Origin of the sequence: Pseudomonas sp. MIS38, from assembly GCF_019891575.1 — a bacterium.
Classification (GTDB): domain Bacteria; phylum Pseudomonadota; class Gammaproteobacteria; order Pseudomonadales; family Pseudomonadaceae; genus Aquipseudomonas; species Aquipseudomonas putida_A.
The window spans coordinates 247,142-263,446 of the sequence record NZ_JAFLXF010000004.1 but is presented as its reverse complement, the minus strand read 5'-3'; the positions used below and the strand labels follow the sequence as shown (position 1 = coordinate 263,446).

The 16,305-nt window shown below is 62.2% G+C and carries 15 protein-coding genes; 6 read left to right on the top strand and 9 right to left on the bottom strand.

All coding sequences use genetic code 11. The annotated features are described in order from the left end of the window. Positions 1-59 precede the first annotated feature (59 nt). Positions 60-809 carry a substrate-binding periplasmic protein gene (locus tag J1G18_RS08000; RefSeq protein WP_223007401.1) on the bottom strand — a complete coding sequence of 250 codons (750 nt, stop codon included), beginning with the start codon at positions 807-809 and terminating at the stop codon, positions 60-62. 143 nt (positions 810-952) lie between these two features. Between J1G18_RS08000 and dnaX the strand changes: the two genes are divergently transcribed. The 5 genes from dnaX (at position 953) to J1G18_RS07975 (ending at position 6,750) form a co-directional block, all read left to right on the top strand. Continuing rightward, positions 953-3,034 (top strand): DNA polymerase III subunit gamma/tau, encoded by a 2,082-nt coding sequence (gene dnaX / locus J1G18_RS07995; RefSeq protein WP_223007400.1) that lies wholly within the window; start codon positions 953-955, stop codon positions 3,032-3,034. A gap of 67 nt (positions 3,035-3,101) precedes the next feature. Further along, entirely contained in the window at positions 3,102-3,440 is a 339-nt protein-coding gene (locus tag J1G18_RS07990; protein ID WP_003223337.1) for a YbaB/EbfC family nucleoid-associated protein, read from the top strand. A gap of 264 nt (positions 3,441-3,704) precedes the next feature. Beyond that, on the top strand, positions 3,705-4,739 hold the full coding sequence (locus J1G18_RS07985; RefSeq protein ID WP_223007399.1) for an NADP-dependent oxidoreductase: 1,035 nt from the start codon (positions 3,705-3,707) through the stop codon (positions 4,737-4,739). Positions 4,740-4,805: 66 nt separating this feature from the next. Further along, positions 4,806-5,408, top strand: a complete 603-nt coding sequence (recR, locus tag J1G18_RS07980) for a recombination mediator RecR (protein ID WP_007965550.1) — start codon at positions 4,806-4,808, stop codon at positions 5,406-5,408. Between the two features lie 193 nt (positions 5,409-5,601). Next, entirely contained in the window at positions 5,602-6,750 is a 1,149-nt protein-coding gene (locus tag J1G18_RS07975; protein WP_223007398.1) for an acyl-CoA dehydrogenase family protein, read from the top strand. A gap of 119 nt (positions 6,751-6,869) precedes the next feature. Here J1G18_RS07975 and J1G18_RS07970 read toward each other — a convergent pair whose 3' ends face one another. Further along, positions 6,870-7,418, bottom strand: coding sequence for an adenine phosphoribosyltransferase (locus J1G18_RS07970; RefSeq protein ID WP_003223345.1), 549 nt, complete (start codon positions 7,416-7,418; stop codon positions 6,870-6,872). 78 nt (positions 7,419-7,496) lie between these two features. Further along, positions 7,497-8,231 carry a fumarate/nitrate reduction transcriptional regulator Fnr gene (fnr, locus tag J1G18_RS07965; RefSeq protein WP_003223347.1) on the bottom strand — a complete coding sequence of 245 codons (735 nt, stop codon included), beginning with the start codon at positions 8,229-8,231 and terminating at the stop codon, positions 7,497-7,499. A gap of 155 nt (positions 8,232-8,386) precedes the next feature. Between fnr and J1G18_RS07960 the strand changes: the two genes are divergently transcribed. Continuing rightward, a complete protein-coding gene (locus tag J1G18_RS07960) occupies positions 8,387-8,869 on the top strand; it encodes a hypothetical protein (RefSeq protein ID WP_139055684.1) in 483 nt (160 codons plus the stop codon). Here J1G18_RS07960 and hemN read toward each other — a convergent pair. The 6 genes from hemN to ccoG all read right to left on the bottom strand — a co-directional run bounded on the left by hemN (position 8,866) and on the right by ccoG (position 16,086). Further along, complete coding sequence (hemN, locus tag J1G18_RS07955; RefSeq protein WP_103368392.1) at positions 8,866-10,248, bottom strand: oxygen-independent coproporphyrinogen III oxidase; 1,383 nt, start codon at positions 10,246-10,248, stop codon at positions 8,866-8,868. The genes J1G18_RS07960 and hemN overlap by 4 nt on opposite strands. Before the next feature lie 299 nt (positions 10,249-10,547). Next, positions 10,548-11,231: a sulfite exporter TauE/SafE family protein gene (locus J1G18_RS07950; RefSeq protein ID WP_223007397.1), complete on the bottom strand. Its 684-nt coding sequence runs from the start codon at positions 11,229-11,231 to the stop codon at positions 10,548-10,550. Further along, complete coding sequence (gene ccoS / locus J1G18_RS07945; RefSeq protein ID WP_007965536.1) at positions 11,224-11,436, bottom strand: cbb3-type cytochrome oxidase assembly protein CcoS; 213 nt, start codon at positions 11,434-11,436, stop codon at positions 11,224-11,226. The genes J1G18_RS07950 and ccoS overlap by 8 nt, the downstream gene beginning before the upstream one ends. Before the next feature lie 22 nt (positions 11,437-11,458). Further along, positions 11,459-13,909: a heavy metal translocating P-type ATPase gene (locus J1G18_RS07940; protein ID WP_223007396.1), complete on the bottom strand. Its 2,451-nt coding sequence runs from the start codon at positions 13,907-13,909 to the stop codon at positions 11,459-11,461. Between the two features lie 210 nt (positions 13,910-14,119). Next, entirely contained in the window at positions 14,120-14,659 is a 540-nt protein-coding gene (locus tag J1G18_RS07935; protein WP_096797655.1) for a FixH family protein, read from the bottom strand. Positions 14,660-14,670: 11 nt separating this feature from the next. Beyond that, the gene (gene ccoG, locus J1G18_RS07930; protein WP_134785873.1) at positions 14,671-16,086 is read right to left on the bottom strand and encodes a cytochrome c oxidase accessory protein CcoG; all 1,416 of its coding nucleotides are present in this window, start codon (positions 16,084-16,086) and stop codon (positions 14,671-14,673) included. Positions 16,087-16,305: the final 219 nt, after the last annotated feature.

The following is a 16,305-nucleotide window of genomic DNA, read 5'->3' as shown; positions in this document are numbered from 1 at the left end:
GTTAACGAATCAGATGACTGACACACCGCCTTCGCGAGCAAGCCCGCTCCCACAATGGGTTATGGGGTGGCTTCAGTGGACCCGGTATACAACCGGATAATCTCATCAATCTCCCCCGACATTTTCATCCGCAGCAACGTGCGCAGGATCCGCTGCACTGGCACCTGTGGGTCATTCCTCACGTAGCAGCCCACATGCTGCTCCTGCAGCACCGCGACGCCGTGCAGTTGCTGCCCGGGCAGCAGGCGCTGATTGAACCAGTCCAGTGTCCATTGATTGCTCACCGCATAGCGGTAGCGGCCGGCCAGGAGTTTTTCCAGCACTTGTTCCTGATTACGCGCGTCCTCGCGTTGCAGGCGATCGGCGTCGAACAGCGGTTGCAGGGTCGGATAGGTATAGCCGAGCACGGTGCCGATCGATTGGCGGGGTAGGTCGGCAGGGTCGACGCGGGGCGGCTGAGCGTCGCGGCTGATCAGCAAATCGCGCTGGAACAGCAGCGGAAGGCTCCAGATATAGTCCCCGGACTGATTCGGCAGCCACGATTGTGCGGCATAGCAGCGCACGTCGACTTCGCCGTGCTCCATGGCGTTCTGCACCCGGGCGCGCGGCAGGACGTGGAATTCGGCCGGCACGCCGACCTGCGTCGCGAGGCTGAGCATGATGTCGTGGAGGATGCCCTGGGTCGGGCGGCCATGGTCGATCTGCACCATCGGCATCGCCCAGCTGTCGGCCACGACGAAGCGCAGCGGCGGTTCGGCCGCGCTCACGCTCAGACTGATCCCCAACAAAGCTCCCAAGGCCCAACGCATACATGCTCCGATGAGTCCCGATCACGAGCGAAATTTCCCCGCCAACAGCAGCTTAGCCAGATTAGACGAGCACACCGGATGCAATTTTGCCCTTGCTCCGCTAGCATTAGCCGCTTCAGCTTCCTTCGTTGCGACGGTTTTCGATGAGTTATCAGGTTCTTGCACGTAAATGGCGTCCGCGCTCGTTCCGCGAAATGGTCGGCCAGACCCATGTGCTCAAGGCTCTGATCAATGCCTTGGACAGCCAGCGGCTGCACCACGCGTACCTGTTCACCGGTACCCGCGGGGTCGGTAAGACCACCATTGCGCGGATCATTGCCAAATGCCTGAACTGTGAGACAGGTATCACCTCCAGCCCCTGCGGCGAGTGTTCGGTGTGCCGCGAGATCGATGAAGGGCGTTTCGTCGACCTGATCGAGATCGACGCCGCGAGCCGGACCAAGGTCGAGGACACCCGCGAGCTGCTCGACAACGTGCAGTACGCGCCGAGCCGCGGGCGCTTCAAGGTCTACCTGATCGACGAAGTGCACATGCTCTCCAGCCATTCCTTCAATGCGCTGTTGAAAACCCTTGAAGAGCCGCCGCCGTACGTCAAGTTCATCCTGGCGACCACTGATCCGCAGAAACTTCCGGCAACGATTTTGTCGCGTTGCCTGCAGTTCTCGCTGAAGAACATGACGCCCGAGCGCGTGGTTGAGCATTTGACCCACGTCCTCGGCGCCGAAAACGTGCCGTTCGAAGACGACGCCCTGTGGCTGCTGGGCCGCGCCGCTGACGGCTCGATGCGTGACGCCATGAGCCTGACCGACCAGGCCATCGCCTTCGGTGAAGGCAAGGTATTGGCCGCCGATGTGCGGGCGATGCTCGGCACGCTGGATCACGGCCAGGTCTTCGACGTGCTGCACGCGCTGATCGAGGGTGACGCCAAGGCGTTGCTCGAAGCCGTGCGCCACCTGGCCGAGCAAGGCCCGGACTGGAACGGCGTGCTCTCGGAAATTCTCAACGTGCTGCACCGCGTCGCCATCGCCCAGGCCTTGCCTGAAGGTGTCGACAACGGTCATGGCGACCGTGACCGCGTATTGGCATTGGCTCAGGCGCTGCCGGCCGAAGACGTGCAGTTCTATTACCAGATGGGCCTGATCGGTCGCCGCGACTTGCCGCTGGCGCCAGATCCCCGTGGTGGCTTTGAAATGGTCCTGCTGCGGATGCTGGCCTTCCGGCCGGCGGATACGGCGGACGCCCCGAGGCAACCGCTAAAGCCAGTGGGGATCAGCCAGGCCACAGTTGATTCCGCAAATTCAGTGGCTGCCGCGCCCAAGCCTGCGCCGGTAGTCGCTGCGGCTGTTGCGCCTGCACCGGTGGTTGCGCCAGCGCCGGTTCCAGCGCCTGTGGTGGTGGCTGCGCCGGCACCCGCGCCAGAAGCAGAACCTGAACCGGTCGTCGCCGAAGCGCTGGTCGACCTGCCGTGGAACGACCCGGTCGAACCCGAGCCAGAACCTGAGCCGGTGCAGCAACCAGCCGTCGAGCCGGTACTGGAAACCGCCAGCGAGCAGCCCGAGTTGCCGCCGATGCCGCTGCCGACCCCGGACAGCGTGGTGCCGGATGCACCGGAGTGGGCCGCTGCGCCGATTCCCGAGCCGTCGGTCGCCGACGTCGATGCCGCCACGCCGGGCATGGACCTCGACGACGAGCCGCCGCTGGACGAAGACTACATCGAGCCGGACATGGATTCGGCCTACAGCTACCTCGACGATCTGGCCAGCGAGCACACCGCCGAACCAGCCCCGGAACCCGAGCCGGAGCCTGCCGCCGCGCCGGCCACCGGTCTGGCGTTGCAATGGCTGGAGCTGTTCCCGCAACTGCCGATCTCCGGCATGACCGGCAGCATCGCCGCCAACTGCACGCTGATCGCGGTCGATGGCGACCACTGGCTGATGCACCTGGACCCGGCGCACAGCGCGCTGTTCAACGCCACGCAACAGCGGCGCCTGAACGATGCGTTGAACCAGTTCCACGGTCGTACGCTGACCCTGACCATCGAGTTGATCAAGCCCGAGCAGGAAACCCCGGCGCAGGCCGCGTCCCGTCGCCGGGCCAACCGTCAGCGCGAGGCGGAGGAATCGATCCACGGTGATCCGTTCATCCAGCAGATGGTCCAGCAGTTCGGTGCAGTGGTGCGACACGATACTATTGAACCTGTCGACGCCTTGGTCGCCCAAGGCTAATAACTGAGGGCGTCCGGCCTCGCTGGCCGGGCGCTGTTTTGATCCAAGTACTTTTGAGGTGATTCCCATGATGAAAGGTGGCATGGCCGGCCTGATGAAGCAGGCACAGCAGATGCAGGAAAAAATGGCCAAGATGCAGGAAGAACTGGCCAACGCCGAAGTCACCGGCAAGGCCGGTGGCGATATGGTCACCGTGGTAATGACCGGTCGTCACGACGTGAAAAGTGTCAGCATCGACCCAAGCCTGGTTGAAGGCCTGAGCGAAGACGACAAGGAAATGCTCGAAGCCGTGGTTGCTGCCGCCGTCAACGATGCCGTGCGCAAGATCGAAGCCAACAGCCAGGAAAAAATGGGCAGCATGACCGCCGGCATGAACCTGCCAGCAGGTATGAAACTGCCATTCTGATTCGCCATCGCGAGTTGGATGAGCTACACAAAATGCCAGGCATCGCGCCTGGCATTTTTGTTTCTGCCTGAGTGTCATGTGTTGGCAGAGCTGACGCTTTCGCGAGCAAGCCCGCTCCCACATTTGGAATGCGTTCTTCCTGTGGGAGCGGGCTTGCTCGCGAAGGCGTCGACTCGGACCAACTGAAGAAACATCGAACCCACCACCGCCGCCAAAGGTCTGCTCCCTATACCCCCGAATTCCCCATTCACAGGAGACGCTGACATGTCCGACCCTCTGACCCTCAACCAACGCTTCGTCCTCGCTTCACGTCCGGTGGGCGCGCCGACTCCGGAAAACTTCCGTCTGGAGCGCGAAGCGTTGCCGGATCTCGAAGACGGCCAGGTGCTGCTGAAAACCCTGTACCTGTCGCTGGATCCGTACATGCGCGGGCGCATGAGCGATGCACCGTCCTACGCCGCGCCGGTACAAATCGGCGAAGTGATGACCGGTGGCGCTGTCAGCCGTGTCGAGAATTCCCGTCATCCGAAATTCCACCAGGGCGATCTGGTGGTCGGCCTCACTGGCTGGCAGAGCCACAGCATCAGTGACGGTCGTAACATCATGCCGATTCCGTCCGGTCTGCCGAGCCCGTCGATGGCCCTCGGTGTACTGGGCATGCCGGGGATGACCGCGTACATGGGGCTGATCGACATCGGTCAGCCGAAAGAAGGCGAGACCCTGGTGGTGGCTGCAGCGTCCGGTGCGGTCGGTTCAGTGGTCGGTCAGGTGGCGAAGATCAAGGGCCTGCGCGCCGTGGGTGTGGCCGGTGGAGCCGACAAATGCAAATACGTGGTCGAGGGACTGGGGTTTGATGCCTGCATCGATCACAAGGCGCCGGACTTTGCCGAACAACTGGCCAAGGCTTGCCCGAAAGGCATCGACATCTATTACGAAAACGTCGGCGGGCATGTGTTCGATGCCGTGGTGCCGCTGCTCAATCCCAAGGCGCGGATTCCGCTGTGCGGGCTGATTGCCGGTTACAACGCCACTGAAGTGCCGCAAGGCCCGGATCGTCTGCCAATGCTGCAGCGTACGTTGCTGACCAAGCGCGTGCGGATTCAGGGCTTCATCGTGTTTGATGACTACGGCGACCGTCAGCCGGAATTCATCAGCCACATGGTGCCGTGGGTGCGCGACGGCAAGGTCAAATTCCGTGAAGACGTCGTGGAAGGCCTGGAGCAGGCGCCCGAGGCGTTTATCGGTCTGTTGGAGGGGCGCAACTTCGGCAAACTGGTGGTGAAGGTCGCCCAGGACTGAGCATTTGACGCTGGCCAGAGGCGCGGGTATAAACCGCGTCTCGTTGTTTTGTCGGACTTTTTACCCATGAGCTTCAGCCCTTTGATTCGCCAACTGATCGACGCCCTGCGCACTTTGCCGGGCGTGGGTCAGAAAACCGCCCAGCGCATGGCGTTGCAGTTGCTCGAGCGTGATCGCAGCGGCGGCACGCGCCTGGCCCAGGCCTTGAGCCAGGCCATGGAAGGGGTGGGGCACTGCCGTCAGTGCCGCACGCTGACCGAAGACGATCTGTGCCCGCAATGCGCCGACACGCGCCGCGACGACACGCTGCTGTGCGTGGTGGAGGGGCCGATGGACGTTTATGCGGTGGAGCAAACGGGTTTCCGTGGGCGCTACTTCGTGCTCAAGGGCCACCTGTCGCCGCTCGACGGTCTGGGGCCGGAAGCTATCGGTATTCCGCAATTGATGGCGCGTATTGAAGAGGCGGGCACGTTTACCGAGGTCATCCTCGCCACCAACCCGACGGTGGAAGGTGAGGCGACCGCGCATTACATCGCCCAGCTTCTGGCCAACAAAGGCCTGATCGCCTCGCGGATTGCCCACGGCGTACCGCTGGGCGGGGAGCTGGAGCTGGTGGATGGCGGGACGCTGGCGCATTCGTTTGCCGGGCGTAAACCCATCTCTCTCTGAGTTCAGCGGTGCCTTGACTGGCGCCTTCGCGAGCAAGCTCGCTCCCACAGGGGATTTGTCAACGACACAAAACTAATGTGGGAGCGAGCTTGCTCGCGAATGGAGCGATTCGGTTTATCTGATTCACACAATGTTGTTGAAAACCAAGCAAGCGCTCGATTAACGTCGGCCAACCCTTCGATGGAGTTCGCCGATGCCTGCCTTCCAGGAATACTTCGACCCCAGCCACCAAATGGTCCGCGACAGCGTCAGACGTTTCGTCGAGCGCGAGATCCTGCCGGACATCAATGCGTGGGAAGAGGCCGAAAGCTTTCCCCGTGAGCTGTACCTGAAGGCCGGGGCAGCGGGGATTCTCGGTATCGGTTATCCCGAAGCGCTGGGCGGCAGCCACGAAGGTGATGTGTTCGCCAAGGTTGCCGCCAGTGAAGAACTGATGCGCTGCGGCTCCGGTGGTCTGGTCGCGGGCCTCGGTTCGCTGGATATCGGCCTGCCACCGATCGTCAAATGGGCCCGGCCCGAGGTGCGCGAGCGCGTCGTGCCGCAAGTGCTCAGCGGCGAGAAGATCTGCGCGTTGGCAATTACCGAACCCGGCGGCGGTTCCGACGTCGCCAACCTTCAGACCCGCGCCGTGCGTGACGGCGAATTCTACCGGGTCAGCGGCAGCAAAACCTTTATCACCAGCGGCGTGCGTGCCGATTTCTACACCGTCGCGGTGCGCACCGGAGCGCCGGGTTTCGGCGGCATCAGCCTGCTGGTGATCGAGAAGGGCACCCCAGGCTTCACCGTAGGCCGCCAGCTAAAGAAAATGGGCTGGTGGGCCTCGGACACCGCTGAGCTGTTCTTCGACGATTGCAGGGTGCCTGTGGGTAATCTGATCGGCGCCGAGAACATGGGCTTCGCCTGCATCATGGGCAATTTCCAGAGTGAACGGCTGGGGCTGGCACTGATGGCCAACATGACCTCGCAGCTCGCGCTCGAAGAGGCGCTGAAGTGGGCGCGCGAGCGTGAGGCGTTCGGCAAACCCATCGGCAAGCTCCAGGTGATCAAGCATCGGCTGGCCGAAATGGCCACGGCGCTGGAAGTATCGCGCGAGTTCACCTACCGCCAGGCGGCGAAAATGGCGGCGGGGCAGAGCGTGATCAAGGAGATTTCCATGGCCAAGAACGTTGCCACGGACACCTCGGACCGGATTACCACCGAGGCGGTGCAGATTCTTGGTGGCCTGGGTTTCATGCGCGAAAGTCTGGTGGAGCGGCTGTATCGGGATAACCGCATTCTGTCGATTGGCGGCGGGACGCGGGAGGTGATGAACGAGATTATCAGCAAGCAGATGGGGCTTTAGGTTTGCGGTGAGGCTGCCGGCCCCTTCGCGAGCAAGCCCGCTCCCACATTGGATCTGTGGCGTTCACAAATCCTCTGTGGGAGCGGGCTTGCTCGCGAAGGCGCCAGTACAGACGCCGCTTACTTGTCAGTCAAAGCAAACTGCGTCAGACAGAAAGTAGGAATCCCCATATCTTCCAGACGCTGCGAACCCCCCAGCTCCGGCAGATCGATAATCGCCGCCGCCTCATGCACCCGCGCGCCCATGCGGCGGATCAGGTTGGCCGCGGCGATCAGCGTGCCACCGGTGGCAATCAGGTCATCGAACATCACCACCGAATCGCCTTCGCACAGGCTGTCGGCGTGTACTTCGAGGAACGCTTCACCGTATTCGGTCGCATAACCCTCGGCCAACACGTCCGCCGGCAGTTTTCCCTGCTTGCGGAACAGCACCAGCGGCTTGTTCAGTTGGTAGGCCAGCACCGAACCGATCAGGAAACCGCGCGCATCCATCGCGCCGATGTGGGTGAAATCGGCTTCCACATAACGGTGGGCGAAGCTGTCCATCACCAGGCGCAGGGCCTTGGGCGACTGGAACAGCGGGGTGATGTCGCGAAAGATCACGCCCGGTTTCGGGAAGTCGATCACGGGGCGGATCAGGGATTTGATGTCGAAGGAGTCGAAGACCATCGTCGAGGTGTCCTGGCAGGGCTGCAAACGGCGCAGTATACCCGCGGCTGAAACGCTTCGCTCAACCGCGGATCGAGATCAGCCTTCGAGCGAGCCGCCGGCCAGGGCGCAGAGCTGGATCGGGTCGAGGATGTGGATCTCTTTGCCCTCGGCGGCGATCAGTTCGTTCTGCTGGAAGCGGGTGAATACCCGTGACACGGTTTCCACCGCCAGGCCCAGATAATTGCCGATTTCATTACGCGACATGCTCAGGCGGAACTGGTTGGCCGAGAACCCGCGAGCCCGGAAGCGGGCCGACAGATTGACCAGGAACGTGGCGATGCGCTCGTCGGCGGTTTTTTTCGACAGCAACAGCATCATTTGCTGGTCGTCACGGATTTCACGGCTCATCACCCGCATCAACTGACGGCGCAGTTGCGGCAGTTGCAGGGCCAGTTCATCGAGGCGTTCGAAAGGAATTTCACAGACCGAGGTGGTCTCCAGGGCCTGGGCCGACACCGGGTGTTTCTCGGTGTCCATGCCGGACAGACCAACCAGTTCGCTCGGCAAGTGGAAACCGGTCAGTTGTTCTTCGCCGCTGTCGCTCAGGCTGAAGGTTTTCAGGGCGCCGGAGCGTACTGCATAAACGGAATCGAAAGTGTCGCCCTGGCGGAACAGGAATTCGCCCTTTTTCAACGGGCGGCCACGTTTAACGATTTCGTCCAGCGCATCCATGTCTTCCAGATTCAGAGAAAGTGGCAGGCAGAGAGGGGCCAGGCTGCAATCCTTGCAATGGGCCTGGTTGTGAGCGCGCAGTTTGACTGGCTCGGACATTTCTTAAATCCTTGTGGGAAAACACACATAAGACGTAAGGGTAACCCACGGGGGGACATTCAGGCCAGCCTGTGGCGAGTTTGTCCCGCGGGCGTAAAGCCGCAGGGCAAGTGGCCGATAAAGGGGTATCACCACGCATGCAAGGAATCGCTTCGATGGCCGCCATTGACACGCTGAACCCCGGTAACAGCGGTGTTGCGTCTGTGCCGAGCACCGCCAGGACAGGCACCGACAGCGAGCAGAATGCCGCCTCTGCGCCGTTGGCAACCCCGACCTTGGTCGAGGGCGTCAAAGTGTCGCTGTCCGGCGCCTCCATCGAAAAATCCTTCAGCGTCGGTGGTGAGAACAGCGACATCGAAGACAGCGGCTTGCCCGAGAACGTCCAGCAGTTGCTGAAGATGATCCGAAAACTGCAAAAAGAGATCGCCGAGAAGAAAGCCCGGATGGCGGCCGTCATGTCCGACAGAACACTGACCAACGAAGCCAAGGTCAATATGCTCGCCGCGCTGCGCGGTGCCATCGCCGCCCTGAATACCGGGCTGATCAGCGCCAATCTGGCCCTGTCCAAAGTCATGGATCAGTCCGGCCTCACCTCCGAGCAGAACCTCAAACTCGGCTCACTGCTGACGAAAAACTAGATCACCCGCGAGAAGCGCTGGCGGTTCTGCTGTTCCAGATACGCGTCGAACACCATGCACACCGAACGCACCAGCAGGCGCCCGGCCGGCAACACTTCGATCCGCTCGCGTTCCAGCGTGATCAATCCATCGTTGGCCATGCCTTGCAGTTGCGGCCACAGCGCGCCGAAATAACCCTGAAAATCAATGTTGAACGCTTGCTCGATTTCGGCGAATTCCAGGCTGAAATTGCAGATCAGTTGCTGGATCACCGCGCGGCGCAGGCGATCGTCGGCATTGCACACCAGGCCCCGGCTGGTCGCCAGTTGCGCGGCGGCGAGGGTGTTCTGGTACTGGTTCAGATCGCTGTTGTTCTGGCAGTAGAGGTCGCCGATCTGGCTGATCGCCGACACCCCAAGACCAATCAGGTCGCAATGACCGTGGGTGGTGTAGCCCTGAAAGTTGCGCTGCAGGGTCTGTTCTTCCTGGGCAATCGCCAGCTCATCGTCGGGCAGGGCGAAGTGATCCATGCCGATGTAACGGTAGCCGGCGGCAGTCAGTTGTTCGATGGTGCGCTGAAGCATTTCGAGTTTCTGCGCAGGGCTCGGCAGCTCGTGGCTGTTGATCCGCCGCTGCGGCATGAAGCGCTCCGGCAGGTGTGCATAGTTGAACACCGAGAGTCGATCCGGTTGCAGGCTGATGACTTCCTCGACGGTGCGCGCAAAGTTCTCCGGGGTCTGCTTCGGCAGGCCGTAGATCAGGTCGATGTTGATCGAGCGAAATTGCAGGGTGCGCGCGGCGTCGATCACCGCGCGGGTTTCTTCCAGGCTTTGCAGGCGATTGACCGCCCGTTGCACCGCCGGGTCGAGGTCTTGCAGGCCTATGCTGACCCGGTTGAAGCCGAGTTCGCGCAACAGACCCATGGTCGACCAGTCGGCCTCGCGCGGGTCGATCTCGATGCCGTAGTCGCCGGAATCGTCATCCAGCAGATTGAAGTGTTTGCGCAGGTGCGCCATCAACTGGCGCAGTTCGTCATGGCTGAGAAAAGTCGGGGTGCCGCCGCCGAAGTGCAGTTGCTCGACTTTCTGCGCCGGTTCCAGGTGGCAGGCGATCAACTGGATTTCCTGCTCCAGGCGTTGCAGATACGGCTGCGCTCGCCCGCGATCCTTGGTGATGACCTTGTTGCAGGCGCAGTAGTAGCAAATGTTCGCGCAGAACGGCACGTGCACATACAGCGACAACGGGCGCAACGCCTTGCGGCTGTCGCGCAGGGCATGGAACAGGTCGAAGGTGCCGACCTGGCTGTTGAATTGCACGGCCGTCGGATACGAGGTGTAGCGCGGCCCCGCCAGGTCGTAGCGGCGGATCAGATCAGTGTCCCAACGAATGGCGTCGAGCATGCGGGCATTCCCCCGGATAGGCTGGCAGTGTGGCGAGTCTATCGGGGTGCGGCGACGGGGCTGTTGATTTGCATCAACGGCGGATTGGTAGTGATTGTTTTTGTGGTGAGGGGATTTATTGTGGTGAGGGGATTTATCCCCGATCGACTGCGAAGCAGTCGTAAAGTCTATGTACGCGGTGTCACTGGAGGAATGTCGGGGCGCGCTTCGCACACCATCGGGGATAAATCCCCTCACCACAAATCCCCTCACCAAAGTAAATCCTTCACCACAATGAATCTTCTCAGGGCTGTGGTCGGTCAGTGCCCCATCAACCAATGTTGGTGAGGGCCAGGAAGCGTCCAGATCCCGAACACAATCACCAACAACCCCCCAGCCATGCGCACGCTGCGTTTACGCAGCAACGCCGTGACCCGCTCGGCCGCCAGCCCGGTCGCCAGCAGCACCGGCCATGTGCCCAGCCCGAACGCCAGCATCAACAGCGCACTGTCCAGCGCATTGCCCTGGCTCGCCGACCACAGCAGCGTGCTGTAAACCAGTCCGCACGGCAGCCAGCCCCATAGCGCGCCGAGCAATAACGCACGGGGCAGTGTCGACACCGGCAGCAATCGATAGGCCACCGGCTGAATGTAACGCCACAAACCACGACCAAGACTTTCGATGCGGGTCAGGCCGCTCCACCAGCCGGCCAGATACAGGCCCATGGCGATCAGCAGCAGTCCGGCGAGGATGCGCATGACCATCGCCGCCGGGCTGTTCGCCACCGCCCAACCGGCGAGGCCGATCAGCAAACCGGCGGTCGCGTAACTGAGGATCCGTCCGAGGTTGTACGCCAGCAGCAGACGAAAGCGTCGGCTGCGCTGTTCCTTGGGGATCGCCAGGGTCAGCGCGCCCATCAGGCCGCCGCACATCCCCAGGCAATGCCCGCCACCGAGCAGGCCGAGGATCAGCGCGGAAACCAGCAGCGGCGCCAGCTCAAGCATGGGGTGGCGCCTTGTCCTGCGGTTTGTCGGCTTTGGCTTCGTCCACGGCGGCGGTGTGGTTCGGGTCCTGATCATCGAACAGGATGCTGTGGGCCGGACCATCGAGGTCGTCGTACTGCCCGCTGTCCACCGCCCAGAAGAAGATGTACACGGCGATGGCCACGATCAGCAGGGCGGCCGGGATCATCACGTAAAGAGCTGGCATCGGTACTCCTGGCCCGCGCGGCTCAGGCCGGCAACGGGCGGGTTTCTGAACGGGTGCCGGCGACCGGCGCGCTCGGCAGGCGAGTCAGGCGCAGGGCGTTGAGCACCACGGTCAACGAACTGATCGACATGCCGACCGCAGCCCACACCGGGGTGATCCAGCCGAGGGCGGCGAACGGCAACATGAGGCCATTGTACAGCGCCGCCCACAGCAGGTTCTCGATGATTACCCGACGGGTTCTGCGCGCTAAGGTAAAGGCTTGCACCAGCGCGTCGAGGCGGTTGGACAGCAGCACCGCGTCGGCGCTGGTTTTCGCCAGATCGGTGGCCGAACCCATGGCCACGCTGATGTCGGCAGCAGCCAGCACCGGCACGTCGTTCACACCATCGCCGAGCATCAACACCTTGCGTCCTTCTTGATGAAGCTGTTGCAGCACCTGCAATTTGTCGTCCGGACGCAGACCGCCACGGGCCTCGTCGATACCCAGTTCGGCGGCGACGCTGGCTACCATCGGCGAGCTGTCGCCGGACAACAGCAGCGTGCGCCAGCCACGGGCCTTGCAGGCGGCGAGCAGGGCGGGCGCATCGTCGCGCAGGCGGTCGTCGAGAACGAACCACGCCAGCGCTGCCGAGTCATCGCCGAGCAGCAGCCACTGACCCGGTTCATCCGGCATCGCCGGCAGCGGCGAACCGCTGAGGGCGCAGACAAATTCTGCCTGACCGATGCGCAAACGCTGTGTGCCAACCAGCCCTTCGAGGCCAAGTCCCGGCGTGCTGTGCACTTCTTCAGCCGCCAGTGGCGCACGACCGAAGGCGCGGGCAATCGGGTGTTCCGAACGATTTTCCAATGCGGCGGCAAGGCTCAGGCACTGGTCGCTGTTCAGCGTGCCCAGTGGACGGATCGAACGCAAAACCAGCCGCCCCTCGGTGAGGGTGCCGGTCTTGTCGAAGATCACCGTGTCAATCTGGTTCAGGCCTTCCAGTACATGGCCGCGCGTCAGCAACAGGCCGAGTTTGTGCAGGGTGCCAGTGGCGGCGGTCAACGCCGTCGGGGTTGCCAGCGACAGCGCGCAAGGGCAGGTCGCCACCAGCATCGCCAGGACGATCCAGAACGCCCGCGACGAGTCCAGCTGCCACCACAACAGGCCGATCGCTGCGGCCGCAATCAGCGACAACAGCAGGAACCATTGCGCGGCGCGGTCGGCGATTTCTGCCAGTCGCGGTTTCTCGGCCTGGGCGCGATCAAGCAGACGGACGATGGCCGACAGGCGCGTGTCCTGACCCAGCGCCAGAACCTCGACGGTGAGCGCGCCTTCGACATTCAGCGTGCCAGCGGTGACCGCATCGCCCAGCGTGCGCGGTTGCGGCAGGTATTCGCCGGTCAGCAGCGATTCGTCGATGCTCGACTGGCCATCGAGGATCTTGCCGTCCGCCGGCAGGATCGAGCCCGGTTGCACCAGCACCCGGTCACCCAGGCGCAATTCGCTGAGCAGGATGCGTTCGCTCTGGCCGTCGGCGTCGAGGCGCAGGCACGAGGCTGGCAACAGGTTCACAAGCTGCGCGGTGGCCGCGGCGGTGCGCTCGCGGGCGCGGCGTTCCAGATAGCGCCCGGCGAGCAGGAACAGCGCAAACATCCCGACCGCATCGAAATACAGCTCACCGACGCCGGTGATCGAGGTCCAGATCCCGGCAATGTAGGCGCTGCCGATCGCCAGCGACACCGAGACGTCCATGGTCAGGTGGCGGGTGCGCAGATCGCGCATCGCGCCTTTGAAGAACGGCGCGCAGCTGTAGAACACGATCGGTGTGGTCAGGAACAGCGCGACCCAGCGCAGGATCGTGTGCAGTTCGGGGCTGAGGTCGATGTTGAATTCCGGCCAGGTGGCCATGGTCGCCATCATTGCCTGAAACCACAGCAGCCCGGCGACACCGAGCTGACGCAACGCGAGACGGTTTTCGCTGGCCAGTTGCTCGCTGGCGCGGTCGGCCTGATAGGGGTGGGCGGCGTAACCGATGTGGCGCAGCTCGGCGAGGATCTGGCTCAGCGGCAATTGTGCGTCGGCCCATTGCACGTGCAGGCGATGGTTGGACAGATTGAGCCGCGCCTCGGCCACCGCCGGCAGGCTGCGCAGGTGTTTCTCGATCAGCCAGCCGCAGGCGGCGCAACTGATGCCTTCCATCAACAGCGTGGTTTCGGCGAGCTCGCCCGCGTGACGGACGAAGGGCTTTTGCACGTCGGCGCGGTCGTACAGCGCCAGTTCATCGGTCAATTGCACCGGCAAGGCTTCGGGGTTGGCCGAGGCTTCGCTGCGATGCTGGTAATAGCTTTCCAGACCACCGGCGACGATGGCTTCGGCCACGGCCTGACAGCCGGGGCAGCAGAACTCGCGGGACTCCCCGAGCACGACGGCGGTGAAGCGGCTGCCCGACGGGACGGGCAGAGCGCAGTGGTAGCAGGGGAGTGGGGTGGTCATGGCATCGTTGAGGGGGTAAGCCCTTGCATTGGGGTTGTCCGCTTGCCCTCAACCTAGCCCTCTCCCGGAGGGAGAGGGAGCCGATTGATGGAGGCCGGAAAAGAGGTGCATCCACGGATATCGTCACTGCCATACACAAGGCATGCGAGCCCCTCACCCTAACCCTCTCCCTCCGGGAGAGGGTTAGGGTGAGGGGCTTCTGCAGTTTATTTATTTATCCAGGTCTTCGGCGCCCTGCAGCGGTTCGTCACCGAGCAGCAGATCCTTGTCGTGGCTGACCTGTTCCTCTTCGAACATGCGCCACACGTGGTCGTCCTGCGTGCCCAGCAATTCGACAAAACGCCGGCCTTCGACCTTGTCGCCCAACTGACCGATGTAACGGCCGGTTTCGGTTTCGCTGCGGGTCAGGACGATCTTGCGATCCTTCTCCGGCTGGGTCGGCGAGATCAGGTTCAGTTCCAGGGTTTTCGGCTGGCTGTCGCCGCTCAGGCGCAGGTCAACTTCGCCGGTCAGGTCATCCAGATGCACGCTGGCGCGCATCTTCAGCTCCTGCGCCAGCAGCTCGCGATCCAGCGAGCGGTTGATGCCTTTGCCGGCCTCGTAATAGTTGTCGTTGACCAGGTTGTCCGGGTTGTTCACCGCGATGGTCACCATCGACAGGGTCAAGGTCACCGAACAGGCCAGAATTCCGATGATGATCCACGGCCAAAGGTGCTTGTACCAAGGACTGGCGGCGTTTGCTGCGGGCATGTTCAGTTCTCTCAACGGGTTTGTGGGCCGATGAATCGGCTCTTGGCTTCAACGTGGACGCTATCATCGTCGGCATCCTTGAGGATGAATTTCACCTCGTTGGTGCTCGACGGCAACTGTTCCGGTGCGCTCGACAACTCCACCGGCATGCTGAAGATTTCGCCGGCCGGCACCTTGATCTCGCGTTTGCCTTGCAGGCGCAGATCCGGCAGACCGGCGGCTTCCAGCACGTAGGTGTGGTCGCGCTGATCCTTGTTCATTATCTTCAGGCTGTAGACGTTTTCGATCCGGCCCTCGGCGTTCTCGCGGTACAGCACGCGGTCCTTGCTGACGTCGAAGCCGACCAGCGAGCGCATGAAGAACGCCGTCACCAGCAGGCTGATCATCGCCAGCAACACCACCGCATAGCCGATCAGACGTGGCCGCAGTTTATGGGTTTTCTGGCCGGACAGGTTGTGTTCGGTGGTGTAGCTGATGAGGCCGCGCGGGTAGTCCATCTTGTCCATGATCGCGTCGCAGGCGTCGATACACGCGGCGCAACCGATGCACTCGATCTGCAGGCCGTCACGGATGTCGATACCGGTCGGGCACACCTGAACGCACATGGTGCAATCGATGCAGTCGCCCAGGCCCATGGCCTTGTAATCGACACCTTTCTTGCGCGGGCCACGGCTTTCGCCGCGACGCGGGTCGTAGGAAACAATCAGGGTGTCCTTGTCGAACATCACGCTCTGGAAACGTGCGTAGGGGCACATGTAGATGCACACCTGCTCGCGCAGCCAGCCGGCGTTGCCGTAGGTGGCGAGGGTGAAGAAACCGACCCAGAAATACGACCAGCCATCGGCCTGACCGGTGAAGAATTCGAACACCAGTTCGCGGATTGGCGAGAAGTAGCCGACGAAGGTCATGCCGGTGACGAAGCCGATCAGCAGCCACAATGAATGCTTGGCGAGCTTGCGCAGAAATTTGTTGCCGGTCATCGGCGCTTTATCGAGCTTGATCCGCTGGTTGCGGTCGCCTTCGGTGACCTTCTCGCACCACATGAAAATCCACGTCCACACGCTTTGCGGACAGGTGTAGCCGCACCAGATGCGGCCGGCGTAAACGGTGATGAAGAACAGGCCGAACGCCGCAATGATCAGCAGCCCCGACAGCAGGATGAAGTCCTGCGGCCAGAAGGTCGCACCAAAGATGAAGAACTTGCGTTCCGGCAGGTTCCACCACACCGCCTGATGCCCGCCCCAGTTCAGCCAAACCGTACCGAAATACAACAGGAACAGCGCGGCGCCGCCGATCATCCGCAGATTGCGGAACAGGCCGGTGAAAGCACGGGTGTAGATTTTTTCTCGAGAGGCGTAAAGATCGACGCTGTTGTTCGCGTTTTTGCTCGGTGGTGTGACGTCGTGTACCGGAATCTGGTTGCTCATCATTGCATCCCACGGCAGTGGACAAATGCCTCGGTCGATACGTGCCGACCGCGGTCAGAAAGGGGTGTCGCAGTGGCGCAATGATACGCCTGTCGCTCTAACTCAAGGGTGCGACCTTTGGTCGCGTTGGGGAAAAAGCATTATTGGTGTAGCGAATGCAGAAAAGCCTGATGCAGATCAATTGACTTGTTGAGTATGGACAGTTTTCGCGCAGTCGCT